The following is a 25,499-nucleotide window of genomic DNA, read 5'->3' as shown; positions in this document are numbered from 1 at the left end:
TCAGCCCCCTTCCCGCTCGGTCACGGTGCCCTCCGCCGGGGCCAGCGCCGGCGGAGGCGCCTCCTCGCGTTCGATCACACCATCGCGAAAATGCAGCACCCGGCGGGCGTAGGCGGCGATCTCGGCCTCGTGCGTGACCATCAGCACGGTGATGCCGCGCTGCTCGTTGAGCTGGCGGATCAGGGCCATGATCTCGTGGCTGCGGCGCGAGTCCAGGTTGCCCGTGGGCTCGTCGGCCAGCAGCACCCGCGGCTGGGTGACGATGGCGCGCGCGATCGCCACGCGCTGCTGCTGCCCGCCCGACAACTCGGCGGGGGTGTGGTGCTCCCAGCCCGTCAAGCCGACGTCTGCCAGCGCCGCGCGGGCCGCGCGGTGGCGCTCGGCCGCGCGCTCGCCCCGGTAGACCAGGGGCAGTTCCACGTTCTCCTGCGCGGTGGTGCGCGGCAACAAATGAAAACCTTGGAACACGAAGCCAAAGTAGCGCCGCCGCAGCCGGGCCCGCTCGTCCCGGGCCAGGGTCTGCACCGGCACGTCCAGAAACCGGTACTCCCCGCTGCTGGGGGTGTCGAGCAGGCCCAGCACATTCATCGCCGTGGATTTGCCCGATCCGCTCGGCCCCATGATGGCGACGAAGTCACCGGCGCACACCTCCAGATCCACGCCGCGCAGGGCCTGGAAGGCGGCCGCGCCCTGACCGTAGGTCTTGGTCACGCCGCGCAGCCGGATGAGCGGGACGGCGGCATTCATGGCGCGCGACCGTTGCTACGCTGCTCGACGATCACCGGCAGCCCCTCGCTCAGACCTTCGCCGCTCACCTCGGACTGGCGGCCGTCGCTGATGCCGACGGTGACGGGGATGGCCTGGGGCTGTCCATCGCGCAACACCCAGATCTGGCGCGGGCCAGCGCGCATGTCCACGCGGGCGGTCTTGCGGCCGGCGGTGGGGGGCTTGGGCATCAACAGTCCCGCCAGTCCGCCGCCAGACGCCTGCGGCGCCGAATCGCTGGGGGTGAAGCGCAGCGCGGTGTTGGGCACCAGCAGCACGCCCTTGCGCTCCACCGCGCGGATGTTGGCGGTGGCCGTCATCCCGGGCCGCAGCGACAGATCCTGGTTGTCCACGTCCAGCGTGGCCGTGTAGGTGATGACGTTGTCGGTCTTGGTCGCGCCAAAGGCCACGCGCCCGACCGTCGCCGGGTAACGCCGGCGCGGGTAGGCGCTGACCGTGAAGCTGGCGGCCTGCCCCTCGTGCACCACGCCGACGTCGGCCTCGTCCACGGCGACATCGAGCTTGAGTTGCCGCAGATCGCGCGCGATGGTCAACAGCGTCACCGCCTGCAGCGACGCGGCCACCGCATTGCCCGGATCGACGTTGCGCGACAGCACCACCCCGTCGATGGGCGAGCGAATCGAGGCCTTGGCCAAGTTGGTCTCGTTGGTGGACAGCGTGGCGCGCGCCTGCTCCACCGCCGCGCGGGCCGTCGCCTGCCCGGCCTGCGCCCGCTCCAGCGCCGCACGGGCCGCGTCCAGCTCGGCCGCCGACGGCACCTTGCCGCCCGACAGGCGCGCGACTTCCTCCAGCCGCCCCAACTGGATCTGCGCCTCGCGCGCCGACGCATCGGCCTGCGCCACCTGGGCCAGCGCCGCGGCCACCGCCGCCCGGGCGCTGTTGACCTGGTCCTGCAGCTTGGCCGTGTCGAGCACGACCAGCACCTGCCCGCGGGTCACGCGGTCGTTGACGTCGACCAGCACCTCGCGCACGGTGCCGGACAGCTCGCTGCCGATGTTGACCGACCGCACCGGCTGCAGCGTGCCGTTGGCCGAGACGGTCAGGGTCAGATCGCCCCGTTTGATCGGCTCGGTCACGTACACGGGCTGGGCCTGACGCGCGCTGCGCGCCTGCCAGGCCTGCCAGCCAAAGGCGGCCGCCACCACGAGCACCAACAACACCCACCACAGCGGGCGCCGCCACCAGCGGGGGGGACGATCATCGCCCAGCAGCGCATCGACGGCGGCGGGCGAGGCAGACTTGCGTCGGAACGGGTTCATCGCAGAAACGTCAGGGTTGAACGGTGGCAGCAAGCGGACCGGGGCCGGCATCGGTCGGGGACCAGCCGCCCCCAAGCGCCTTCACCAAGCGGACATGATCCACGGCCCAGGCGGCGCGGGCCGCGGCCAAATCGCCCTGCAACGCCAGCAAGGTCCGCTGGGCGTCGAGCAAGGCACGGTAGTCGATCAAGCCGGCGGCGTAGCGCTGAGTGGCCAGTTGTTCGGCCTGCCGGGCGGCCGCGACGGCGTCCTGCAGGCGCAGCAGCCGCTCCCGGTCCCCCGCCAGCGCGACCAAGGCATTTTCGACGTCGCGCAAGGCCTCCAGCAAGGTGGCGGCCAGGGCCGCGCGGGCCTGCTCCGCCGCGGCTGCCTGGGCACGCGCCTGGGCCTGTGCGGCGCCGCCGTCGAACACGGTCGCGGCCAGATTGAGTGCCAGCGCGCGCGTCAGCGCGGTCACATCGAACAGGTCCGACACCCGGGGGGCGGCCAAGCTCAAACTGCCGCCCAGGCGCAGGGTGGGCCAGCGCGCCGCCTCGGCCTGGTCGGCGCGCGCAAAAGCGGCCTGCAACCGGGCCTGTGCCGCCGCCACGTCCGGGCGCTGGCGCAGCACGTCGGCCGGCAGCGGCAGCGTCCAGGCGGTCGGGGGCGCCGGGGCGGCTGCGGGTGGATCGGGCAGCTCGGCCCCCGGCGCACGCCCGGTGAGCACCGCCAGCGCATGCATCGACTGGCGAACCGAAACCTCCAGCACCGGCAGGCTGGCGCGGGTCTGCTCGACCGCCGCGCGCGCCGTCTCCAGGTCCAGCGCCGAGGCCAGCCCCGCCTGCACGCGCCACTGGGTCAGCTCCAGGCTGTCGAGCTGTGCGGCCAGGCTCTGCTGAGCCACCCGCAGCCGCTCGCGCGCGCCCCAGCCCTCGAAATAGGTGGCGGCCACCTCCGCCGCCAGGGTCAGGCGCACCAGCCCCAGATTGGCCTCGCTGGCAGCCACGTCGGCATCACCCGCCCGCAGGGCCGCCGCGCGCCGGCCAAACCAGTCCACCTCCCAGCCGGCGTCCAGCCCGGCCCGCACGGTGGTCCCGGCAGGGGCGGAGCCAACCCGGCCGCGTTGGACGGCCGCGCTGGCATCGACCGCCGGCCCGGTCGCCGCACGCGCCACGTCACGCAGCGCGCGCGCCTGCGCGACGGCCGCCGCCGCACCGGCCAGGTCGGGGTTGGCCGCCAGCGCGGCTTCCACCAGCTCGGTCAGCCCGGGGTCGCCAAACGCGGTCCACCACCGCTGCAGGGGCACGGCCCCGTCCACCTCGGGCGTGCGGTCAGCCGCGCTCCAGCGCTGCAGGGTCAGCGGCAGTTCCGCGGCCGGGCGGGGTGGCGACACGCTGCCGCAGCCGGCCAGCACCAGAACCAACGCCCCGACCGCAGCCCGGGCCGTCACCGGGACAGACATCCAGTTTCGATCCATGATTCAGCGCAATGGTGGGGGCCCGGCATGAACGGCGGATGCACCGCCGGTAAAGATCTGTGTACCGGCCCCCTGGGCCACGACCACCTCGGTCACCGCGCGGTCGTCGGCCAGCATGATGAGCGCGAACAGCCATTCGGCCAGTGACTCGGCCTGCGCCGTGCGGCGCGCCAGCAGCGGGGTCGCCGCGGGGTCGAGGACGACGAAATCCGCCTCACTGCCGGGCGCGAGCGACCCCACCACGCCCCCCAGCCCCAGCGCCCGCGCCGCGCCCGCCGTGTGCTGCCACCACAGATCGAACGGGCTCAGGCTCACCCCCGTTTTGGGCCGACCATCGCCCCGCACCGCCGCCCGGCCGACCGTGTAGGCCGCCCGCATGGTGGCGAAGGGGCTGAAGCTCATGCCCCCGCCCACATCGCTGGCCAAGCCCAGGCGCACCCCGCCCGCGCGCGCAGTGGCGTAGTCGAAAAAACCGCTGCCCAAAAACAGATTGCTCGTCGGCGACACCGCGATGGCCGCACCGCTTTGGGCCAGCGCCCGCTGGTCGTCCGCGTCCAAATAAATGCCATGGGCGTACACCGCGCGCTCGCGCAGCAGGCCAAAGCGCTCATAGACGGCCAGGTAGCTGCGGTCGTGGGGATACAGCTCGCGCACCCAGCGCACCTCGTCCACGTTCTCGGCCACATGGGACTGGATCCAGACGTCCGGGTAGCGGGTCGCAAGTTCACCGGCGCCGCGCATCTGGGCATCGCTGCAGCTCGGCGCAAAGCGCGGGGTGATGGCATAACCCAGCCGGGCGCGGCCGTGCCAGCGGATGATCAAGGCTTCGGTGTCGCGCAAGGACTGCTCGGTGCGGTCGCGCACACCGTCTGGGCTGTGCCGGTCCTGCAGCACTTTGCCGGCGATGCAGCGCAGCCCGCGCGCTTCGGCCTCGGCCATCAGCGCGTCGACCGAACCGGGGTGAGAGGTGGCGAAGGTCAGCGCCGTCGTGACCCCTTGGCGCAGCAACTCATCGCAAAAAAAACGGGCCACGGCGCGGGCATGGGCCGGGTCGGCAAAGCGCGACTCGTGCGGAAAGGTGTACTGCGCCAGCCAGGGCAACAACCCCTCGGCGGGCGAGCCGATCACATCGGTCTGCGGGTAGTGGATGTGCAGATCGATGAAGCCGGGCGCGATCAGCCGGCCGCGGCGCTCGGTGAGCGGAACGTCCGGATACGCCGCCCGCAGCGTGTCGAAGGCGCCCACGGCAACGACCCGGCGTACGCCGTCGGCGCCAGCGGCCGTGACCAGCAGGCCGTCGGCTTCGTACCGGGGATGGGGCTCGTCCGCGTGCGGATCGAACCAGAGCAGGGAGGCACGCCACGCTTGCATGGGATGCTAGCTTAGCGGCTTCGCGCGACGCGGCGGTGACACGCCGCGCTTGACCCCAGGTTTACCCCTTGAGATGCCGGTGCGGCACCCGCCGCTGGCGCCACCAGCCGTAGCGGCCGACCAGCATCGACACCGCATACCACCCCCCCAGCAGCAACACGATGGCCGGGCTGGTGGGCCAGTCCGTCACATACGACCACCACAATCCCAAAAGGGACCCCACCGCCGCGGTCGCCACGGCCGCCACCAGCATCGGCTGCAGGCGCCGAAACCAGAACCGCGCGCTGGCCGCCGGCAGCACCATCATGCCCACCGCCATCAGCGTGCCCAGAGCGTGGAACGCCGCCACCAGATTGATCACCACCAGCGCCAAAAACCCGTGGTGCGCCACGGCCCCCCACGGGCTGATCCCACGCAGAAATGCCGGATCCACGCACTCCATCACCAAGGGCCGCCACAGCAGCGCCAAGCCCATGACGGTGAGGAGCGCCACGGCGCCGAGCAGCGTCAGCACCGACCCTTCCAGCGCCAGCACCGAGCCGAACAGCACATGCAGCAAATCCACCTGGCTGCCGCGCACCGAAAGAATCAGCACCCCCAGCGCAAGTGAGACGAGGTAGAACCCCGCCAGGGCGGCGTCCTCGCGCATCACCGTGTGCCGCGCGACCACCCCGGCCGCCGCCGCCACGACGAGGCCGCCCAGCACCCCACCCAGCGTCATGGCGGGCAGCGACAAGCCAGCCAACCAATACCCGATGGCCGCGCCGGGCAGGATGGCGTGCGCCATCGAGTCCCCCATCAGGCTCATACGGCGCAACATCAGAAACACGCCCACCGGGGCCGACCCGAGCGCCAGCAGCAGGCAGCCCAGCGCGGCACGGCGCATGAAGTCGAACTCCAGCCCCGAGGCCGTGCCCAGCCACGTCAGCAACGCGTCAATGCCGGTGCCCATGCGGTGCCTCCCCGGCTGTGGCCGCCTCGTCGATGTCGCACAGCTCGGCCCGTTCGTCGAAGGCCTCCTGCAGCCGGCGGGCGCGCAACAGATGGGCGTCGGTCAGCACCTGCGCGGTCGGGCCATGGGCGACCAGCTCGCGTGCCAGCAGCGTCGCCGTCGGGAAAACCGCCCGCACCAGCTCCAGATCGTGCAGCACGGCCACCACGGTGCGCCCCTCCTCGTGCCAGCGCCGCAGCACGCACACCAAGTCCTCGAGCGTACGGGCATCGACGCCAGTGAAGGGCTCGTCCAGCAGCACGACCGGGGCGTCCTGCAGCATCAGGCGGGCAAACAGCGCCCGCTGAAACTGCCCGCCCGACAGGGTGTCGAGCGTGCGCGACTCGAAGCCCTGCAAGCCCACCGCCGCGATGGCCGTCTGTACCCGCTCGCGCTGCGCACGCGAGGGCCGACCCAACGGGCCCAGCTCGTGCCACAGGCCCATCGCGACCAATTCCGCCACGGTGACGGGGAAAGACCGATCCACCTCGCTGATCTGCGGCAGGTACGCCACCCCGCTCGGGCACAGCCCCCGCACCTCGCCGTGCATGGGGCGCAGCCGCCCGGCCACGCACTTGAGCAGGGTGGATTTGCCGGCCCCGTTGGGACCGACGACCGCGGCCAGCTCGCCACGCCGCCAGCGCAGGCTGACATGGTGCACGGCCGGATGGCGCTCGTAGCCGGCGGTCAGGTCCAGCAGTTCGATGTCGGCCGGATCGGGCATGCGATGTCCAGGGCTCAGACAGAAAAAAGGCCAGTCGCTGGGACTGGCCTTTGGTGTATGGCGCGGCTGGCAGGATTCGAACCCACGACCCCTTGGTTCGTAGCCAAGTACTCTATCCAACTGAGCTACAGCCGCTTGCTGAAGCCGAAAGTATACACAAATTTTTGGCCCTTTCGGCTGCCGTCGCGAATTTTCGGCGGCTTGGTAGGGCGTGCAGGGCTCGAACCTGCGACCAAGGGATTATGAGTCCCCTGCTCTAACCGACTGAGCTAACGCCCCAGCCAGCGCGGGATTGTAGCGGTCCCCTTCACTCCGGCCGGGTCTGGCTCAGGGCGTTGCCCACCAGCTTGGCCGTGATGTCGACGATCTGGATCATGCGGTCGTAGGGCATGCGCTGCGGGCCGATGACGCCCAGCGTACCCACCACCTGGCCGTCCACCTCGTACGGCGCGCTGACCACGGACAACTCCTCGTACGGCACCACCTGGCTGTCGCCGCCGATGAAAATCCGCACGCCGTCGGCCTGACTGGAGATGTCGAGCAGGCGCATCACCTGGGTTTTTTGCTCGAACAGATCGAACAGCTTGCGCAGGTTGCCCATGTCGCGGGCAAAGTCGTCTACCGCCAGCAGGTTGCGCTCGCCGGCGATGACCACTTCGTCGGCCTCGGCCGCCTCGCTGCCGGCTTCGACGGCCTTGACCATCAGGCCCGCGATCTCGCCGCGCAGGGCATCCACCTCGTGGCGCAAGCGCTCGCGCACCGCGTCCAAGGTCAGTCCCGCGTAGTGGGCATTCAGAAAGTTGGCCGCTGACTGCAACTGGTCCTGCGTGAACTCGTTGTGCGGATGCAGGATGCGGTTTTGCACATCCCCGTCTGGCGACACCAGAATGACCAGGACCCGCCGCTCCGACAGCCGCAGGAACTCGATGTGCCGAAACACCACCGGCCGGCGCGGCACCTGCACCACCCCCACGAAGTGCGAGAGCTGCGACAACAATTGCGCGGCCTGGCTGAGCACCTGCCGGGGCTGATCGGCCGCCAGCGCCGGTGTCGGCAGGGCGTCGATGGCGGACAGCTCGCCGCGCCGTACGGTCAGCATCGTGTCCACGAAGTAGCGATACCCGCGCGGCGTGGGGATGCGCCCGGCCGAGGTGTGCGGACTGGCCACCAGACCCAGGTCCTCCAGGTCGCTCATCACGTTGCGGATGGTGGCCGGCGACAGATCCAGCCCGGCCGCCTTGGACAGCGTGCGCGAGCCCACCGGCTGGCCGTCGGCTATGTAGCGCTCGACCAACGCCTTGAGCAGCAATCTGGAACGTTCGTCTAACATCATCCCACCGTCAGAAAGCCATGTTGTAATTTGAGCATGAATCGGCCCCCCGTGCTGCCCCCGTCGCCCGCGCCGCATGCCGAGCGCGACCTTCCGCTGCGGTTTCGGCGGGTGGCGCTGGTGGGCAAATACCACGCGAGCGGCAGCCGCGACGCGCTCGAGCGGGTCGTGCACTTTCTGCACGAGCAGGGCTGCGAAGTGACGCTGGAACGCGAGACGGCGCACCACATGGGGCCGCTGGGCGACGGGACGCTGGACGTCGCCGGCATCGGCGCCCACTGCGACCTGGCCCTGGTGGTCGGCGGCGACGGCACGATGCTGGGCATCGGTCGCCAGCTCGGGCCGTGCGGCGTGCCGCTCATCGGCATCAACCAGGGGCGCCTGGGCTTCATCACCGACATCCCGTTCGACCGCTTTGCCGACATTTTGCGCCCGATGCTGCGCGGCGCCTACGAGGAAGAGCACCGCGCCCTGATGCAGGCCGGCGTCTGGCGCGATGGCGATTGCGTGTTTCAGACCATCGCCATGAACGACGTGGTGGTCAACCGGGGCGGCGCCCCCAGCATGGTGGAGCTGCGCGTGGAGGTGGATGGGCACTTCGTCGCCAACCAGCGCGCCGACGGGCTGATCATCGCCTCGCCCACGGGCTCCACCGCCTATGCCCTGTCGGCGGGCGGGCCGCTCATCCACCCGGCCATCGCCGGATGGGTCATGGTGCCGATCGCCCCCCACACGCTATCCAACCGCCCCATCGTGCTGCCCAGCGACGGCGAGATCGCCATCGAGGTCGTGGCCGGACGCGAGCCGAGCGCCCACTTCGACATGCAGACCTTCACCAGCCTGCTGCCGGGCGACCGGATCGCGGTGCGCCGCTCGGCCCACACGCTGCGGCTGCTGCACCCGGTGGGCTGGAGCTATTTCGACACCCTGCGGCGCAAGCTGCACTGGAACGAAGGGGTGGTGGCATGAGCTGGCTGCGGCTGGCGGTTCGCGACTTCGTCATCGTCCGCGCCCTGGAGGTGGAGCTGGGGCCCGGCTTCACCGCCCTCACCGGCGAGACCGGGGCGGGCAAGTCCATCCTGATCGACGCCCTGCAACTGCTGCTGGGGGGCCGGGCCGAGGCCCAGGTGGTGCGCGAGGGGGCCAGCCGCGCCGAGGTGGCCGGCGAATTCGACGCCCCGCCCGCCGCCGCAGACTGGTTGGCGGAACAGGGGTTCGACGCCGTGCCGGGCGAGCCCGTGCTGCTGCGCCGCACGGTCGATGCGCAGGGCCGCAGCCGGGGCTGGATCAACGGCAGCCCGGCCACCGCGGCGCAGTTGCGGGCCTTGGGCGAGCACCTGGTGGACATCCACGGCCAGCATGCCTGGCAAAGCCTGACCCGCCCCGACGCCGTGCGCGATCTGCTCGACCGCTACGCCCGGCTGGACACATCGGCGCTGCGCGCCGCATGGGCGGCGTGGCGCGCGGCCGTCGCCGCGCTGGAGTCGGCCGAGACCACCCAGGCTACCCGCGAGGTGGAACGCGAGCGCCTGCAATGGCAGGTGGACGAGGTCGGCCGCCTGGCCCCCGGCGCGGACGAATGGGACGACCTCAACCGCCAGCACACGCGGCTGGCGCACGCGCAAACGCTGATCGACGCCGCGCAGGCCGCCCTCGATGCGCTGGACGGCGATGACGTCAACGCCTCGCGGCTGATCGGGCAGGCCATCCACGCGCTGCGGGACCAACAGCACATCGAGCCGCGCTATGGCGCCATCGCCGATGTGCTGCAGCAGGCTCTGGCGCAGATCGACGACGCCTGCCACGACCTGCAACACCACGCCCACCGCACCGAGCTGGACCCGGCCGCGCTGGCGGCCCTGGACGAGCGCCTGTCGCGCTGGATGGCACTGGCGCGCCGCCACCGCTGCCCGCCGCAGGAATTGCCGCAACGCTGGCAGGACTGGCAGGCGCGGCTGCGGGCACTGGACGAAGCCGCCGATCTGGACGCCCTGCGCGCCCGGGCGGAGCGCGCGCGGCAGGCCTTTCTGGCCGAGGCGCAGGCCGTCTCGCGCCAGCGCCAGCCCGCGGCCGAACGGCTGAGCGCCGCCATCACCGAGGCCATGCAAGGCCTGGGCATGGCCGGCGGCCGGTTCGAAGTCCGCCTGGAGCCGCTGCCCGAGCCGCAAGCCTCGGGGCTGGAGCGTGTCGACTTTCTGGTCGCAGGCCACCCCGGGGTCACGCCGCGCCCGGTGGGCAAGGTGGCCTCCGGCGGTGAGCTGTCGCGCATCGCGCTGGCCATCGCCGTCGTGACCAGCCAATTGGGCGAAGCCCCGACGCTGATCTTCGACGAGGTGGACAGCGGGATCGGTGGCACGGTCGCCCACACGGTGGGGCGGCTCATGCGCCGGCTGGGCGCCGACCGGCAGGTGCTGGCCGTGACCCACCTGCCCCAGGTGGCCGCGTGCGCACACCACCACCTGCAAGTCAGCAAGGCACGGCAGGGCGATGCCACCGTCAGTCAGGTCACGCCCCTGGAGGGCGAGGCGCGCGTCGAGGAGCTGGCGCGCATGCTCGGCGGCCACGGTTCCGACACGTCGCGGGCCCACGCCCGGGAGCTGTTGCAGGCATGACGACCGCCGCCCCGCACGTGGTGTTGATCACCGGCATGTCCGGTTCGGGCAAGTCGGTCGCCTTGCATGCCCTGGAGGACTCCGGCTTTTACTGCGTGGACAACCTGCCGCCCGAGTTGCTGGAGGCGTTCATCGATGTCGAGCGGGAGCACCAGGTCGACCGGGTGGCGGTGGCGATCGACGTGCGCAGCGCGGCGTCGCTGCCCGGCCTGCCGCAGCGGCTGGCGGCCCTGCGGCAGAGCGATGTCGCATTGACCGTGCTGTTCCTCGACGCGACGGACGACGTGCTGGTGCGCCGCTACTCCGAAACCCGGCGCATGCACCCGCTGTCCGTGCGCGGCAGCACCGACCAGCGCCGCGCCCTGGTCGATGCCCTGGCGCTGGAGCGAGAGCTGCTCGCCGCGCTGCGCGAGGAGGCGCTGGTGATCGACACGAGCCAGCTCAAGGCCGCCCAGTTGCGCACCGAGGTCAAGGCCCTGCTGCTGCGCGCGCCTGCCCCCTTGTCCCTGGTGTTCGAGTCGTTCGCGTTCAAGCGTGGCATCCCCATGGACGCGGACTATGTGTTCGATGTGCGCATGCTGCCCAACCCGCATTACGAACCGGCACTGCGCCCGCTGACGGGGCTGGACGCCCCGGTGGCCGCCTATCTGGACGCCGAGCCCGACGTCGCCGCCATGCAGGCGCAGATCACCGCCTTTCTGGAACACTGGCTGCCCGGGATGGTGCGCGACCACCGCAGCTATGTCACGGTCGCCATCGGCTGCACCGGTGGCCAGCACCGCTCGGTCTATCTGGTGGAGCGGCTGGCCGCCCACTTCGCCGCGACCTGGTCGGTGCAGCGCCGTCACCGGGAGCTGGATATTCGGCTGTCCGACGCCAAGTTTTGGAGCCAGACGCGCACCGGCGCCGGCAGCCCGAGCGCCAACGCCTCGGACGGCGGGCACCAGGCGCCCTGATCGGGCTCCACCCCCGGGGCCGAGGGCGCGGTGCTGGCGTCGGACCCGCCCGGCAGGCGGCACACCACCGGCTGCAACCGCAGATCCCGGTGCGTCAGGGCGTGCGTAAACGCCGCGGGCCAGTCCGCCCGCACGCCGGGATGGTCCTGCAGCCAGCTGGCAAGCCCCTCCGCCGCGGCCAGCACGGGCGGCGCCCACAGCCCTGCCCAGATGCCGCGTGGAGGGCGGCGCTGCAGCCACCAGGCCCCGTCCGCCCGCTGGTACAGCGGCAGGCACCAGGCCTCGGTGCGCCGGGCCGCCCGCGGCGCGCGGCGCGGCCAGGCGGTGGGGTCGCCGCTGGCCCGGCCCGCGCACAGCGCGGCCACGGGGCAGGCGTCACACCGCGGCCGGCTGCGGGTGCAGACGGTCGCGCCCAGGTCCATCAGCCCCTGGGTGTAGGCGGCCATGTCGTCCGGCGCGGCCTCCGGCGGCACCAGCGCCTGGGCCGCGGCCCACAGGCCCCGTTGCGCGGCCGCGCGGGCCGGGTCGCCGGCATCGGCCAGCACCCGGGACAACACCCGCCGCACATTGCCATCCAGGATGGAGCGGCGTTCACCAAAGCAAAACGCCGCAATCGCCGCGGCGGTCGAAGCACCTATGCCGGGCAAGGTCGCCAAGGCCTCGGCGCCGGCGGGGAAGCGCCCACCATACTGCGCGACCACCACCCGCGCGCAGGCATGCAGATGGCGCGCCCGGCTGTAGTAGCCCAGCCCGCTCCACAGGGCCAGCACCTCGTCCAACGAGGCATCGGCCAACGCCTGCACGGTGGGAAAACGCTGCAAAAACCGCGCGTAGTAACCGAGCACGGTGCGCACTTGCGTCTGCTGCAGCATGATCTCGGACAGCCAGACCCGGTACGGGTCGCGCGTGCCCTGCCAGGGCAGGTCGTGCCGGCCATGCGCCCGTTGCCATGCGACCACCCGCGCAAAAAACTCCGCCCGCACCGCCGCGGGGATGTCGGCCACCCCCGTGTTCATGGCTGATCGGAATGTCCGGGGGCAGCGGGCTCAGGGGCCGACTGGGGGGAGCTATCGGGGCTATCGGGACTATCGGGGCGGTTCGGACGGTCGGGGCGGTCCAGCAACCGCCGCAACGCCTCCACATCCCGCGCCGCGCCCTCGCGCTGGGCCTGCAGCTCGGCCAGGCGCTCGTCCAGCCCGCCCGCCGCCGCTTCGATGCGGTGCACGGCCTCCAGCCGGCGGGCAAAATGGCGCCGCCGTTCGCGCAACTGCGCGTCGAGCTGCGCCGCGGCCGCCTTGTTCCACGATTCCACCTCGGCGCTCGCGGCATCGAACACCGCCTTCAGCCGCCCCACGACGGCCTTGGCCAGCCGGTCCGCATACTCCGCCTGGGCCAGCCGCAGCACATTCGTCAGCCCCAGGTACTGCAGGTGGCTGCGTTCGATGTCGCGCAGCTCGGCCGCAAAGGGCGACAGATCCAGCCCGCCGGGCAGTTGCAGGGCAAAGCCATACTCGGCGTTCAGGCTGCGGAACGACGCCTGCAGCATGGCCTGCACCTCGTCCGCCTTGCGCCGCGCCTCGTCCAGCGTGGCGTGCAGGCGGGCAAAAGCGTCCGTGTAGGTGCGCCGGATGCCCAGCTTGACCCCCGGCTGGCGCAACGCCGCGGCCAGCGACGCCACCCCGGCTTGCAGCGACTGGCTGCCCAGCAAACCAAACAGCTCGCGCAGCAGCTTCAGGTGCACGCTGCGCAGCGCCTGGATGCGCATGCCACCGGCGTCGAAGTCGCGCTGCTCCTGCTCGATGCGGCGGCGCATCTGGGCGATCACCGCCGTGTTCTTGCCGCGCAGCCCGTCCAGCTCGTCGATCTGGTCCTGCCATTCGCGCTCGCGCAGCCGCCAGCGTTGCTCGATCTCCGCCACCACGGCGGCCAAGGCCGCGTCCACCCGGCCGCCCAGGTCGTCGCGCCGGCGTTGCAGCACGGCATCGGTCAGCGCCTGCTCCAGATCGGGCAGGCGGCTGTCGGCCAGCAGCGCTGCGTCCCCGCGCACCTTGGCCACCAGGCCTTTCTGCGCCGATACCGCGATCACCTGCGCCGGCTCCACGCCCAACACCTGTGCCGTCGTGGCGCGCTGGCGTTCGATCTGGGCGTCGATCTCGGCTGGCGTGCTCAGACCGTCCCACAACACGTCGATCTTGTTGAGCACCACCAGCCGGGCGTCCACGCCCTCGGCCGCAGGCGCCAGATGCTCGCGCCACATCGCCAGATCCGACTTGCTCACCCCCGCATCGGCCGCCAGCACGAACACCACCGCCTGCGCCAGCGGCAACAGGCCCACCGTCAGCTCGGGCTCCGCGCCGATGGCGTTGAGCCCGGGCGTGTCCAGCACCACCAGCCCCTGCTTGAGCAGCGGATGCGCCATGTTGATGAGCGCATGGCGCCAGCGCGGCACCTCCACCAGCCCATCGGCCCCGGGCAGCGGGTTGTCCTCGGGGCTGTCGTCGTGCCAGAAGCCCAGCGCCCGGGCCTGCTCGACCGGCACGCGCTGCACCTCGGCCACCTTCTCGATGGCGCGCGCGAGCTGCTCCGGGTCCTGCACATCCAGGTCGATGCGCTCCCAGCGCTCGGGGGCGCTGCGCCACTCCAGCAGCGACTGCGGCTGCAGCCGGGTCTCGATGGGCAGCAGGCGCAGGCAAGGCGGCAGTTCGGGGTCGTAGCCCAGCTCGGTGGGGCACATCGTCGTGCGCCCCGCGCTCGCGGGCATGATGCGGCGCCCGTAGCCGGCAAAAAACACGGCGTTGATGAGCTCCGACTTGCCGCGCGAAAACTCCGCGACGAAGGCCACCATCACCTTGTCCGTCTGCAACTGGCGCTGCAGGCGCTCCAGCCGCTCGTGCAGCCCGGCGTCGAGCAGATCGCGCGCCGCCAGCGCATCGGCCAGGGTGCGCAAGCGCTGCGCCTGCTCGCGGCGCCAGGCGCTGTGGGCGTCGAAATCGTGGGCAAACGACATGAGCGGTGGCGGCGGATCCGTCGGTCGGGCCACTATACACCCCGCCAGCCGCGCCGAGCGCCCCCGGCGCAGGCCCGCCGCTCAGCGGCGGCCGCTCAGCGAGCCTGGCAGCGCGGGCAGTAATAGGTGGAGCGCTGGCCCTGGCGAATCAGGCGGATCGGCGTGCCGCAAACCCGGCACGGCTGGCCGGCGCGGTCGTACACCCACATCTCGAGCTGAAAGTAGCCGCCCTGCCCATCGACGCGAAAGTCCCGCAGGGTGCTGCCCCCGACGGCCAGCGCGCGCTGCAACACCTGGCGTATGGCGGCATGCAACCGCGCCACGCGCGGCCGGCTCAGGCGCATGGCCGGCGTCGTGGGCCGAATGCCCGCCAGAAAGAGCGCCTCGCTCGCATAAATGTTGCCGACCCCGACCACGACGTCGCCCGCCAGCAGCACGGTTTTGATCGGGGCGCGCCGGCCGCGCAGCGCGGCGTGGAAGCGGATCGGGTCGAAGGCGACCTCCAACGGCTCCACCCCCAGGTCGCCCAGCAGTCGCTGCGCCACCGCATCGTCCTCGCCGCGCGCGTGGACCACGGCGCCAAAGCGGCGCGGATCGTGCAGCCGCAGTGTGCCGCGATCGGTGTGCAGATCCACATGGTCGTGGCGCCCCGGTGGCGGCAGCGCCTCGCCCATCGTCAGGCTGCCCGACATGCCCAGGTGCAGCAGCAGCAAGCCCTCGTCCAGATCCAGCAGCAGATATTTGCCCCGCCGCCGCACCGCCCGCACCTGGCGCCCCACCAGCGCCTGCGGCGCCACCCCCAGCGGCCAGCGCAACGGCTGCCCCAACCGCACGGCTTCGATGCGCGCGCCGACCAGCCGGTCGGCGATGCGCAGCCGGGTGACTTCGACTTCGGGCAACTCGGGCATGGGAATCGACGCGCCAGGGCATGAACGGACGCGCTGGATTATGATCAATCGGGCATTCCCCGTAACGGAACCTCCATGCCGCGCCTGCGCCCCCTGCTCGTCACCCCCTGGCTGCTCGGCTGCCTGTGGCACGCCCCGGCAGCGCTGGGGCAGACGGCCCCCACCCAGCCGAACCCGCCCGCGGCCCAGACCCCGCAACCCTCGGCGCTCGACGCCGAGCTGTTCTATCAGCTTCTGCTGGGCGAGCTGCAGCGCCGCACCGACCCGGGCGCGGCGTATTCCCTCATCCTCGATGCGGCCAAGCGCACGCGCCAACCGGAGCTGTTCCAGCGCGCCATCGAAATCGCCCTGCAAGGCCGCGCCCCGCAGGCCGCGCTGACCGCCGCGCGGGACTGGTCGGCCGCGCTGCCCAGCGACGACGAAGCGCGCCGCACCGAACTGCAACTGCTGATCGGCCTGCAGCGCGTGCGCGACATGGGTCCGCTGCTGCGCGACTGGATCCGCGCCGCCCCCGCCGCGCGCCGGCCCGGGCTGATTGCGCTGGTGCCCACGGCGCTGGCCCGCGCCACGGACAAAACCGAAGCCGTGGCCGCCGCCCGCGTGGCGCTCGAGCCCTCCCTGCGGGCCCCAGACACCGCTGCCGCGGCCTGGGCGGCACTCGGGCGCGTGCAGCGCCAGGCCGGACAGGACGCCGACGCCCTGCAGTCCGCACGCCAGGCGGTGCGCGCCGATCCCCGCTCCGCGCCCGCGGCGCTGCTGGCGCTGGAGCTGCTGGACGCCTGGCCGGCCGATGCCGAATCCCTCCTTCAGCGCCATCTGCTGGCCACGCGGGACGCGCCGGACGCCGACCCCGCCGTGCGCATCGCCTACGCCCGGGCGCTGGCGGAGCGTGGCCGGCTGCCCGAAGGCCGCGCCCTGCTGCAGCCGGCACCGCCTCTGGATGCCGAGGGCCAGCGCCGCCTGCGCGTGGCCGAAGCCCGCCTGCTGCGCGACCACGACCATGCGCAGGAGGCCTACGACCTCCTGAACCAGGCGCTGCAGACGGCCCCGGCCGACACCGATCTGATGTACGAGCAGGCCATGGCCGCCGAGCGGCTGGGGCGGCTGGCCGAGATGGAGCGCCTGCTGCGCGAGCTGATCCAGCGCCAGCCGGACGACCCCCACGCCTACAACGCCCTGGGCTACGCGCTGGCCGACCGGGGCGAGCGCCTGCCCGAGGCCAAGGCGCTGATCCAGGAAGCCTTGCGCCGCGCCCCGGACGATGCCTACATCATCGACAGCCTGGGCTGGGTGGAGTTTCGCCTGGGCAACCTGAGCGAAGCGCGCCGGCTACTCGCCGACGCGCTGCAACGCCGCCCCGATGCCGAAATCGCCGCCCATCTGGGCGAAGTGCTCTGGGTGCTGGGCGAGTCCGATTTGGCCCGCGCGGTCTGGCGCCAGGGGCTCGAACTCGACCGCCGCAACCGAACGCTCACCGAGACGCTGCGGCGCCTCGGTGTCGAGCCGTGAGGCCGCGCAGCGGGACCCGGCGGCGGGCGGTGGCGCTCGCGCTCGTCGCCGGGGTGCTGCTCGCCGGATGCGCCACGCCGCCCGCGCCGACGCCCGCGGCATGGAGCGGGCGGCTCGCCCTCACCCTGGCGACGGAGCCCCCCCAGCGCTGGAGCGCCAGCTTCGAGCTGGACGGCACGCCCGCCCAAGGCGTGCTGCGCCTGTACACCCCCCTGGGGCAAACCGTGGCCACGATCCGCTGGGACGGCGCAGGCGCCTGGCTGGACCGCGGCGCTGCCCCCCCTCGCCGTTACGACAGCCTGGAGACCCTGACCGCCGACTTGACCGGCGCGCCGCTGCCCGTCGCGGCCCTGTTTGCCTGGCTTGGCGGCACGGCCCAGGACGTCCCCGGCTGGGAGGTGGACCTGACGGAGCAGCCGCAAGGCCGCCTGCGCGCGCGCCGCGCCACCCCACCGCCCGCCGCCGATCTGCGCCTGCTCTGGCAACCCTGATCCATGCAACGACTGCTCGACGTTCCCGCCCCCGCCAAGATCAATCTGTTTCTGCACGTCACGGGCCGCCGCGCCGACGGCTACCACGAGCTGCAATCGGTCTTTCGGCTGGTGGATTGGGCCGATACGCTGCACCTGGAGACGCGGCGCGATGGCCGCCTGTCGCGCGAAGACCTGCGCCCCGCCGGCGACGCCTCGCCCCCCCTGCCCGAGGACGACCTGTGCCTGCGCGCCGCGCGCGCCCTGCAGGCGGCCAGCGGCTGCTCCCTGGGCGCGCACATCGTGCTGGACAAGCGCATCCCGCAGCAGGCCGGCTTGGGCGGCGGATCCAGCGACGCGGCCAGCACCCTGATGGCCCTCAACCGCCTGTGGGGGCTGGACTGGCCGCGCGACGCGCTGATCCGCCTGGGCACCCGACTGGGGGCCGACGTGCCGTTTTTTCTGGGGGGGCGCAACGCCTGGGTCGAAGGCATCGGGGACCGGCTCACGCCCGTGGACCTGCCCACAGCCCGCTATGCGATCGTCAAGCCGGCCGCGGGCACCGCGACCGCCGCGATTTATACCGCCAGCGACCTGGAGCGGGCCACGCCATTGGCTATAATGCGCGACTTCGTTGCCGGCATCGCTGCCGATCCCATTCGACCGTGGGGCCGCAACGACCTGCAACCCGTGGCCATGCGCCTGTGCCCCGACGTCGCCGCAGCCCTCGAGCGGCTGACCCGTCTGGGACTGCAGCCCCGCATGACCGGCTCGGGCAGTGCCGTGTTCGCGGTGCTGCCCGGCGACGCCGAAGCGGCCGCCGTGCAAACGGCGGACTGGCCGAACGGCTGGCAGATGCGGATCTGCCACGGTTTGCCGGAACACCCGCTGGTTGGGTGGCAAAAAGACGCTATAATATGAGTCTTGTTGCTGCAGACGCCAGCAACGCTGCATACGGTGCATCGCGTCAGCGGTGAACCTGTGTAGGGGAGTCGCCAAGTTGGTTAAGGCATCGGATTTTGATTCCGACATGCGAGGGTTCGAATCCTTCCTCCCCTGCCAAATTCCTTCCCAGTGCCGGTAACACCATGGAACGCTCGACGCCAGCGCACGCCCCGGATTTCATGCTCTTCACCGGCAATGCCAACCCGGCACTGGCCGCTGAAATCGCCCGCCATCTGGGCACCAGCCTGGGGGCGGCCCACGTCGGCCGCTTCTCCGATGGCGAGGTGACGGTCGAAATCGGGCAAAACGTCCGCGCCCGCGACATCTTCGTCATCCAGCCCACCTGCGCGCCGACCAACGAGAACCTGATGGAACTCGTCATCATGGTCGATGCGCTCAAACGCGCGTCGGCCGCGCGCATCTCGGCGGTGATCCCGTACTTTGGCTATGCGCGCCAGGACCGCCGCCCGCGCTCCAGCCGCGTGCCCATCAGCGCCAAGGTCGTGGCCAACATGCTGCAGGTGGTCGGCGTCGAGCGCGTGCTGACCATGGACCTGCACGCCGACCAGATCCAGGGCTTTTTCGACATCCCGGTCGACAACATCTACGCCTCGCCGGTCCTGCTGGGCGATCTGCGGCAGAAGAACTACCCCAACCTGCTCGTCGTCTCGCCGGACGTCGGCGGTGTGGTGCGCGCGCGCGCGCTGGCCAAGCAGCTCGACTGCGACATGGCCATCATCGACAAGCGCCGCCCCAAGCCCAATGTGTCCGAGGTCATGCACGTCATCGGCGACATCGAGGGCCGCCACTGCGTGATCATGGACGACATGGTGGACACCGCGGGCACGCTGGTCAAGGCGGCCGAGGTGCTCAAGGAGCGCGGGGCCGAAAAGGTGTTTGCCTACGTGACGCACCCCATCCTGTCCGGCCCGGCCGTGGAGCGCGTCGCCAAGGGCGATGCGCTGGACGAACTGGTGGTCACCAACACCATCCCGCTGAGCGAGGCGGCCCGCGCCTGCGGCAAGATCCGCCAGCTCACCGTGGCCCCGCTGTTCGCCGAAACCATCGCCCGCATCGCCAATGGCGAGTCGGTGATGAGCCTGTTCGCCGAATCGGAAAACCAGGGCTGAGCGGGGCTTTCCCGCGCCAGCCCACAGGGCATGCCGGCGCCCCGCCCGATGGGTGATCGGGGCACCGGATTTCGCGCCACCCGCCCGGGTGGCATTGTCGTGAGAACGGGGCGCGCTGGTCGCGGCCGCCCCCAGATTGGAGTCAGAGCATGAAATTCACCGCTTTCGAGCGCCAGACGCAGGGCACGGGTGCGAGCCGCCGCCTGCGCAACACCGGCAAGACGCCCGGCATCGTCTATGGCGGCAACGCCGCCCCGCAAGCCATCGAGCTGGACCACAACGCCCTGTGGCAGGCCATCCAGAAAGAGGCCTTCCACTCCTCCGTGCTGGAGATGGAACTCGGCGGCCAGGTCACCAAGGTCGTTCTGCGCGACGTGCAATACCACCCCTACAAGCCGCAAGTGCTGCATGTGGACTTCCAGCGCGTGGACGAGAACACCCGCCTGCGCAAGAAGGTGCCGCTGCACTTCGTCAACGCCGACAACAGCCCGGCGGTCAAGGCCGACAAGTGCCTGATCAACCACGTCGTCACCGAGCTGGAGATCGAGTGCCTGGCCACCCAGCTGCCCGACTTCATCGAGGTCGACCTGGGCAACCTGCACAAGGGCCAGAGCCTGCACGCCAACGACCTGAAGCTGGCCGCGGGCATCAAGATCGTCACCCATGGCAAGCCCAACCCGACCATCGCCACCGTCGTCGAGCCGGTGGAAGAAGTCGTGACGGCGCCCACCGCCGCCGCGGCCGACGACAAGAAGGGCAAGAAGGGCAAGAAGTGAGGCCCCGGGGCCGCACCCCGGCCCCACTCGCCGCCCCCCAGCGGCTGCCGACGGCGGCCGCCCCACCGAGGCCCGCACCGCGCGGGCCTTCGGTTTTGGTGCCATGATCGCCACCCCGCACACGAGGGCACGCAACGATGTTCAAGCTGCTGGTGGGTCTGGGCAACCCCGGACCGGAGTACGAGGACACGCGTCACAACGCCGGCTGGTGGTGGATCGACCGTGTCGCGCAGGACCTGCGGGTGACCCTGCACCCGGAGCGCGCCTATTTCGGCCTGGCCGGCCGCACCACCGTGGACGGCCACCCGCTGTGGCTGCTCAAGCCCACCACCTACATGAACCGCTCGGGCCAGTCCGTCGCCGCGCTGGCGCGGTTTTTCAAGATCGCCCCGGGCGAGATCCTGGTCGCGCACGACGAACTGGACCTGCCACCGGGGGACGCCCGGCTCAAACACGGCGGCGGCCACGCCGGCCACAACGGCCTGCGCGACATCCATGCGCAATTGGGCAGCGCCGACTACTGGCGGCTGCGCCTGGGCATCGGCCACCCGGGCGTGAAGGCCGAAGTCGCCCACTGGGTGCTGCGCAAGCCGCCGGCGGACCAGCGCCTGGCCATCGATCAGGCGGTGGAGCGTGCCGCGCGGGCCCTGCCGCTGCTGCTGGCCGGCGAGACTGCAAAGGCGACCGCCGCCATCCACACCAGCCAGCCGCCGCGGCCCAAGCCGCCGCGCCCTGACACGGTTTAGGCCGCGGACACCCGCTGGGCGCCCGGCGCTGCCTTGGCGGCCTGCAGCCGCCGGTATTTTTGCCACAACGTCTCGCGGTCCTCGGCATGATCCGGGTTGACCGGAATGCAACTGACCGGACAGACCTGCACACATTGGGGCTCGTCGAAGTGGCCGACGCATTCCGTGCAGCGCCCCGGATCGATGACGTAGTGGTCCTCCCCCATCGAGATGGCCTGGTTGGGGCATTCGGGCTCGCAGACGTCGCAGTTGATGCACTCGTCGGTGATCATCAAGGCCATGGTCGGGTCCCTTGGGCAGCCTGTCGGAGCGGGCGGGGTCAGCGCTGGGGCGCCGGCAGTGCGGCAGCCAGCCGCTGCGCCACGCCCGGGTTGACCATCTGCGCCACATCCCCGCCCAGCTTGGCGATTTCGCGCACGAGGGTACTGGAAATGCACTGCACCGGCGGCTGCGGCAGCAAAAACACCGTCTGCACCGTGGGCAAGAGCTTGGCGTTCATGGCGGCCATCTGCGCCTCGTAATCGAAGTCGGTGACGTTGCGGATGCCGCGCACCACGGCCACCGCCCCGTGCTCCCGGCAAAAATCCATGATCAGCCCCTCGAACGGCAGCACCTGCACGCCGGGGCAATCGGCCAGGGCATCGGCCACCATCGCCAGCCGGTCCGCCAGCGGAAACAGGGTTTTTTTGTGGTGGGCGACCGCCACCGCGACAATCAGCCGGTCGAACAGGCCGGCCGCGCGGCGGATCACATCCTCGTGACCCAGGGTGATGGGGTCGAAGGTGCCGCTGTAGACGGCGGTGCGCAGCACAGGGGTTGGGGCGTTCATGGGGCCGGATTATCCGCCGCCTGCAGCAGGTGGGCGTGCACGGCCCCGGCCCGCAGGTGGCGGTGCAAGTGCCAGCCCAGCGCCGCCACCTCATCCGGCGCCCAGGCGCGCGGGGCTTCCAGATACACCAGCCCCCCTGGGCGCAACAGCCGCGCGGCCGCCTGCAGCGCCGCGGCATACACGCGCTCGCCGCCATGGCGGGCATCGTCGAAGGGGGGGTCCAGAAACACCACGTCCCAGACCCCGGCGGGCAAAGCCGCCAGCGCGGCCAGCGCGTCGCCGCCCACGATGCGCACCCCCTGCGCCCCAAGCCGCGCCGCGTTCGCCCGCAGCGCGGCCAGCAAGGCGGGGACGCGCTCGATCAGCACCACCTCGGCCGCGCCGCGCGAGGCGGCCTCGAACCCCAGCGCGCCGCTGCCGGCAAACGCATCGACGCAGCGGCAGCCCGTCAGGTCTTGCCCCAGCCAGTTGAACAGCGTCTCGCGCACGCGGTCGGGGGTGGGGCGCAACCCCGGCGCCTGTCCGACCGGCAGGCGCGAGCGCCGCCAGCGTCCCCCAATGATGCGCACCTCGCCGCTGGGCGCCGGCCCCCGGGGGCGCGCCGTCACGGCTGGCCCCCGACCACGACGGTCACCAGCCGTTCGGGGTCGATCACGCGGCGCCATGCGCGCATCAGGGTGTCCCGGTCGATCGCCGCCAGCCGCGCGGTCCAGGTGTCCAGCTCGTCCAGCGGAAGATCCGACCAGGCCAGCGCCGCCACCTGATCGAGCACCTTGCGGTTGCTGTCCAAGCGCAGGGCAAAGCCCTGGATCAGCGATGTTTTGGCCGCCGCGATTTCGTCGTCCGTCGGCCCCTCGGCGGTGAAGCGGCGCAGCGATTCCCGCACCAGGGAGACGGCCAGATCGGCCTGGTCCGGGCGCGTCTGCAGCATCACGGTAAAGGCCCCGGCATGCCGGCCGGCCAGAAAGTGGCTGTAGACACCGTAGGTCAGGCCGCGCTGCTCGCGGATCTCGCGCATCAGCCGGGAGGTGAACCCGCCCCCGCCGAAGATGTGGTTGGCCAGCAGCAGCGGCAGGTAGTCGGGATCCCGGCGGGCGATCCCCGGCCGCCCGATCAGGATCTGTGCCTGCGCCGCCCCCGGGAACGGCAGGCGCAGGTCTTGCGCACGCTCCAGCGGCGCGACCTCGGGCACGGCGGGCAGTGGCGCACAGCCGTGCGCGGCCCACCCGGCCAACAGGCGGTTGGCGATCGACTCGGCCTGCTCACGGCCGATCGGCCCGACCAGCGTGACGCGCGCGTCGCAGGCACGGGTGTGGCGGCGATAAAAGTCCTGCAGCGCCGCCCGGTCGATGGCGGCCCAGGTGTCGGGGGTGGCGTCCACCCCGTACGGGTGCCCCCGGTAGACCGCCTCGGCATAGCGCAGGCGCGCCAGGGTATCGGGTTGGGCCTGCGCCTCGCGCCAGGCGGCGACCAGGCGATCGCGCTCCCGCGCCCAGACCGCGGCATCGAAGGCCGGGGCGGCCAGTTGGCGGGCCGCCAACGCCACGGCCCGCTCCAGCAGATCCGGCCGGGTGAGCGTGCGCAGCGACACGCTGAAGCGATCCAGCGTGGCCACGGCGCTCCACTGCGCCCCCAGGTCGGCCCAAGCCTCGGTCAGGGCGTTCTCGTCCAACGCCGGCTGACCGTCGCGGGCTTCGATGCCCCGCCCCAGCATCAGGGCCGTCGCCGCGGCCAAGCCGGCTTGGCCGGCCGGATCGCGGCGGCTGCCCCCATCGGCCTCGAGGCGCACATCCAGCATGGGCAGGGCGTCGCTGCGCACCCAATAGACCCGCGCGCCATTGGGCAGGGTCCAGTGCTCGATGGGCAGCGCCGCCAGCACCGGCAGCGACAGGCACACCGCCAGCCCCACGATCAGCCCCCGCAGGGCGGCCAGCGCGCGCCTCATGATCCGCCCTCCGGCCGCAGCACGCCGACGGTGAGCTGGTCGTCCTGAAAGTAGCGCCGGGCGACGCGCTGCACATCTTCGGCGCTGACGGCCTGCAGCCGCTCCAGCAGCCGGGCGCCCGCGTCCAGCGGCCAGCCCAGCACCCAGTGCATACCCAGCTCGCGCGCCTGGGCAAACGTGGAGTCCAGCTTGTACACCTCGCTGGCCATCCACTGGTTTTTGATGCGCTGCAGCTCCGCGGGCGTGACGCCCTCGCGGGCGATGCGCCCGATCTCGGCTTTGAGGGTGGCCTCCACCGCTTCCACGGCCACCCCTGCCCGGGGCGTCGCGCTGAGCAAAAACAGCTCCGGCCCGCGCCCGGCCAGCCCGTAGGACGCACCGACCGAATCGGCCAGCCGCTCACCCCCCTGCCCTTGCACCAGGGCACGCTCCAAGCGCGCGGCGCTGTGCCCGTCCAGCGCCCCGGCAAGCAGCACCAAGGCCAGCGCATCGCGCGCGTCGGCATCGTCGGCGTCCGGGTGGGACAGGCGCGGCACGCGCCAGCCCATCAGCACGGTGGGCTGCTGGGTGCGACCACGCCACTCCAGCCGGCGCGGACCGCGCTGGGCGGGCTCGGCGTCGGTCTGCCGGGGCGGCACGGCGCGCGCCGGCAGCCGCCCAAAGGTGTCCTGCGCCCACTGCCGCACCTGCTCGGGGTCCACATCGCCCACGACCACGAGGGCGGCGTTGGCCGGCACATACCAGCGGCGGTAAAAGTCGCGCACCGTCTCGGGCTCCAGGGTCTGCAAGCGGCCCATCCAGCCGATGACGGGGCGGCGGTAGGGGTGAACGGTCCACGCCATGGCCATGAACTGTTCGTACAGCTGGGACTGCGGCTCGTCCTCGATGCGCTGGCGGCGCTCTTCCTGGATCACCGCCCGCTCGCGCAAAAAGGCGTCATCGCTCCAGGTGTTGTGGGCAAAGCGGTCGGCTTCCAGACGCATCGCCTCGGGCAGCCGCTCGGCGGGCAACTGCACATGGTAGGCCGTCATGTCGCGCGAGGTGAAGGCATTCTCCTGCCCGCCCAGCGCCGCGATGCGGCGCGAGAACTCGCCCTCCGGCACGGTGGGGGTGCCCTTGAACATCATGTGCTCGAGCACATGGGCCACGCCCGATTCGCGGTCCGTCTCGTCCACGGCCCCGACCCGCAGCCACAGCATCTGCACCGCCGTGGGCGAGCGCCGGTCGGGCTGCACGATGACGGTCATGCCATTGGCCAGTTGAAAGGTCTGCGCGCGCGACGCCGCCGTCGCCGCCGGGGTGGCGGCCTGCACCGCCGACGCCAGCGCGCCCGCCACCCACAGCGCGGCGCAGACAGCCCCCAGCCGCCGCCAGACGGCGCGCACGCAGCGCACGGTGCACCCAAGGCGGGCGCGATCGATCGAAAGATACGCTTTCATAGAATGTCGTCGATTCTAGGCAGCATCCCTATGTTCAGCTTTCTCAAGAAAAAGTTCTTCGGCAGCCGCGAGGAGGAGCCCGCGCCCTCTGCCGCGCCGGAGCCCGCCCCCCCGCCGGCCGCCGTGGCTGCCGAAGCATCGGCCGAACCATCGGCCGAGCCAGCAGGCGAACCCGCGGCCATGACGCCGCCGCCAGCAGGACGGTCGCACCGTGGTGGGCCAGGTGCCAGGTCAGCTTGCCGATGGTGGTGGTCTTGCCCGCGCCGTTGACGCCGGCCACCATCCACACGGTCGGGCCGTCGGGCTGGGC

At 71.8% G+C, this 25,499-nt stretch carries 23 protein-coding genes, 3 tRNA genes and 2 pseudogenes; 10 read left to right on the top strand and 18 right to left on the bottom strand.

The genetic code is table 11. From position 1 onward, the window contains the following. From Tfont_RS08570 to hrcA, 9 genes are all read right to left on the bottom strand, one after another. Positions 1–747, bottom strand: coding sequence for an ABC transporter ATP-binding protein (locus tag Tfont_RS08570; RefSeq protein WP_143969121.1), 747 nt, complete (start codon positions 745–747; stop codon positions 1–3). After that, complete coding sequence (locus tag Tfont_RS08565; RefSeq protein WP_143969120.1) at positions 744–2,045, bottom strand: efflux RND transporter periplasmic adaptor subunit; 1,302 nt, start codon at positions 2,043–2,045, stop codon at positions 744–746. Before Tfont_RS08565 ends, Tfont_RS08570 begins: the two co-directional genes overlap by 4 nt. A gap of 10 nt (positions 2,046–2,055) precedes the next feature. After that, on the bottom strand, positions 2,056–3,486 hold the full coding sequence (locus tag Tfont_RS08560; RefSeq protein WP_185974502.1) for an efflux transporter outer membrane subunit: 1,431 nt from the start codon (positions 3,484–3,486) through the stop codon (positions 2,056–2,058). Positions 3,487–3,504: 18 nt separating this feature from the next. After that, complete coding sequence (gene guaD / locus Tfont_RS08555; RefSeq protein ID WP_143969118.1) at positions 3,505–4,872, bottom strand: guanine deaminase; 1,368 nt, start codon at positions 4,870–4,872, stop codon at positions 3,505–3,507. A 61-nt stretch (positions 4,873–4,933) separates the two neighbouring features. After that, the gene (locus tag Tfont_RS08550; protein WP_143969117.1) at positions 4,934–5,824 is read right to left on the bottom strand and encodes a metal ABC transporter permease; all 891 of its coding nucleotides are present in this window, start codon (positions 5,822–5,824) and stop codon (positions 4,934–4,936) included. After that, on the bottom strand, positions 5,808–6,587 hold the full coding sequence (aztA, locus tag Tfont_RS08545) for a zinc ABC transporter ATP-binding protein AztA (RefSeq protein ID WP_143969116.1): 780 nt from the start codon (positions 6,585–6,587) through the stop codon (positions 5,808–5,810). The genes Tfont_RS08550 and aztA overlap by 17 nt, the downstream gene beginning before the upstream one ends. Positions 6,588–6,645: 58 nt before the next feature. Next, a tRNA-Arg gene (locus Tfont_RS08540) sits at positions 6,646–6,722 on the bottom strand. Between the two features lie 67 nt (positions 6,723–6,789). Next, a tRNA-Ile gene (locus Tfont_RS08535) sits at positions 6,790–6,866 on the bottom strand. A gap of 28 nt (positions 6,867–6,894) precedes the next feature. Then, positions 6,895–7,917 (bottom strand): heat-inducible transcriptional repressor HrcA, encoded by a 1,023-nt coding sequence (gene hrcA / locus Tfont_RS08530; RefSeq protein ID WP_143969115.1) that lies wholly within the window; start codon positions 7,915–7,917, stop codon positions 6,895–6,897. Between the two features lie 36 nt (positions 7,918–7,953). Here hrcA and Tfont_RS08525 point away from each other — a divergent pair, with 36 nt between their 5' ends. From Tfont_RS08525 to rapZ, 3 genes and pseudogenes are all read left to right on the top strand, one after another. Next, entirely contained in the window at positions 7,954–8,886 is a 933-nt protein-coding gene (locus Tfont_RS08525) for an NAD kinase (protein WP_143969114.1), read from the top strand. Next, positions 8,883–10,529, top strand: coding sequence for a DNA repair protein RecN (gene recN / locus Tfont_RS08520; protein ID WP_143969113.1), 1,647 nt, complete (start codon positions 8,883–8,885; stop codon positions 10,527–10,529). The genes Tfont_RS08525 and recN overlap by 4 nt, the downstream gene beginning before the upstream one ends. Further along, positions 10,526–11,389, top strand: a pseudogene (gene rapZ, locus Tfont_RS08515) (RNase adapter RapZ); the annotation flags it as partial. The gene recN and the pseudogene rapZ, both read left to right, overlap by 4 nt. On the opposite strand, the gene mutY reads toward rapZ, so the two are convergent. The 3 genes from mutY to mutM form a co-directional block, all read right to left on the bottom strand. Then, a complete protein-coding gene (gene mutY, locus Tfont_RS08510; RefSeq protein ID WP_143969111.1) occupies positions 11,374–12,501 on the bottom strand; it encodes an A/G-specific adenine glycosylase in 1,128 nt (375 codons plus the stop codon). The pseudogene rapZ and the gene mutY overlap by 16 nt on opposite strands. Further along, positions 12,498–14,492 (bottom strand): dynamin family protein, encoded by a 1,995-nt coding sequence (locus Tfont_RS08505; protein ID WP_143969110.1) that lies wholly within the window; start codon positions 14,490–14,492, stop codon positions 12,498–12,500. The genes mutY and Tfont_RS08505 overlap by 4 nt, the downstream gene beginning before the upstream one ends. A 95-nt stretch (positions 14,493–14,587) precedes the next feature. Then, the gene (gene mutM / locus Tfont_RS08500; RefSeq protein WP_143969109.1) at positions 14,588–15,400 is read right to left on the bottom strand and encodes a bifunctional DNA-formamidopyrimidine glycosylase/DNA-(apurinic or apyrimidinic site) lyase; all 813 of its coding nucleotides are present in this window, start codon (positions 15,398–15,400) and stop codon (positions 14,588–14,590) included. A 75-nt stretch (positions 15,401–15,475) separates the two neighbouring features. Here mutM and Tfont_RS08495 point away from each other — a divergent pair, with 75 nt between their 5' ends. The 7 genes from Tfont_RS08495 (at position 15,476) to pth (ending at position 20,976) form a co-directional block, all read left to right on the top strand. Next, positions 15,476–16,909 (top strand): tetratricopeptide repeat protein, encoded by a 1,434-nt coding sequence (locus Tfont_RS08495; protein ID WP_143969108.1) that lies wholly within the window; start codon positions 15,476–15,478, stop codon positions 16,907–16,909. Next, a complete protein-coding gene (locus Tfont_RS08490) occupies positions 16,906–17,400 on the top strand; it encodes an outer membrane lipoprotein LolB (RefSeq protein ID WP_143969107.1) in 495 nt (164 codons plus the stop codon). Before Tfont_RS08495 ends, Tfont_RS08490 begins: the two co-directional genes overlap by 4 nt. 3 nt (positions 17,401–17,403) lie before the next feature. Further along, positions 17,404–18,300 (top strand): 4-(cytidine 5'-diphospho)-2-C-methyl-D-erythritol kinase, encoded by an 897-nt coding sequence (locus tag Tfont_RS08485; protein ID WP_143969106.1) that lies wholly within the window; start codon positions 17,404–17,406, stop codon positions 18,298–18,300. A 64-nt stretch (positions 18,301–18,364) separates the two neighbouring features. Continuing rightward, positions 18,365–18,441: transfer RNA gene (locus Tfont_RS08480), tRNA-Gln, on the top strand. Positions 18,442–18,467: 26 nt separating this feature from the next. Beyond that, positions 18,468–19,454 (top strand): ribose-phosphate pyrophosphokinase, encoded by a 987-nt coding sequence (locus Tfont_RS08475; RefSeq protein WP_068610373.1) that lies wholly within the window; start codon positions 18,468–18,470, stop codon positions 19,452–19,454. Between the two features lie 149 nt (positions 19,455–19,603). Continuing rightward, positions 19,604–20,230, top strand: coding sequence for a 50S ribosomal protein L25/general stress protein Ctc (locus Tfont_RS08470; protein WP_068610374.1), 627 nt, complete (start codon positions 19,604–19,606; stop codon positions 20,228–20,230). Positions 20,231–20,367: 137 nt separating this feature from the next. Next, positions 20,368–20,976: an aminoacyl-tRNA hydrolase gene (gene pth / locus Tfont_RS08465; RefSeq protein WP_068610376.1), complete on the top strand. Its 609-nt coding sequence runs from the start codon at positions 20,368–20,370 to the stop codon at positions 20,974–20,976. Here pth and Tfont_RS08460 read toward each other — a convergent pair. From Tfont_RS08460 to Tfont_RS14755, 6 genes and pseudogenes are all read right to left on the bottom strand, one after another. Next, positions 20,973–21,257 carry a YfhL family 4Fe-4S dicluster ferredoxin gene (locus tag Tfont_RS08460; RefSeq protein WP_143969105.1) on the bottom strand — a complete coding sequence of 95 codons (285 nt, stop codon included), beginning with the start codon at positions 21,255–21,257 and terminating at the stop codon, positions 20,973–20,975. The two genes, pth and Tfont_RS08460, sit on opposite strands and share 4 nt — an antisense overlap. 38 nt (positions 21,258–21,295) lie before the next feature. Next, a complete protein-coding gene (coaD, locus tag Tfont_RS08455) occupies positions 21,296–21,805 on the bottom strand; it encodes a pantetheine-phosphate adenylyltransferase (protein WP_143969104.1) in 510 nt (169 codons plus the stop codon). Then, complete coding sequence (rsmD, locus tag Tfont_RS08450) at positions 21,802–22,470, bottom strand: 16S rRNA (guanine(966)-N(2))-methyltransferase RsmD (RefSeq protein WP_143969103.1); 669 nt, start codon at positions 22,468–22,470, stop codon at positions 21,802–21,804. The genes coaD and rsmD overlap by 4 nt, the downstream gene beginning before the upstream one ends. Further along, on the bottom strand, positions 22,410–23,750 hold the full coding sequence (locus Tfont_RS08445; RefSeq protein WP_143969102.1) for a M16 family metallopeptidase: 1,341 nt from the start codon (positions 23,748–23,750) through the stop codon (positions 22,410–22,412). Before Tfont_RS08445 ends, rsmD begins: the two co-directional genes overlap by 61 nt. Further along, positions 23,747–25,189 (bottom strand): M16 family metallopeptidase, encoded by a 1,443-nt coding sequence (locus Tfont_RS08440; RefSeq protein WP_143969101.1) that lies wholly within the window; start codon positions 25,187–25,189, stop codon positions 23,747–23,749. Before Tfont_RS08440 ends, Tfont_RS08445 begins: the two co-directional genes overlap by 4 nt. A gap of 43 nt (positions 25,190–25,232) precedes the next feature. Then, positions 25,233–25,499 (bottom strand): annotated as a pseudogene (locus Tfont_RS14755) (hypothetical protein); the annotation flags it as partial.

The sequence above is a fragment of the Tepidimonas fonticaldi genome (assembly GCF_007556755.1).
In the GTDB taxonomy this organism is placed as follows: Bacteria; Pseudomonadota; Gammaproteobacteria; order Burkholderiales; family Burkholderiaceae_C; genus Tepidimonas; species Tepidimonas fonticaldi.
This window is presented reverse-complemented; position numbering and strand designations above follow the sequence as displayed.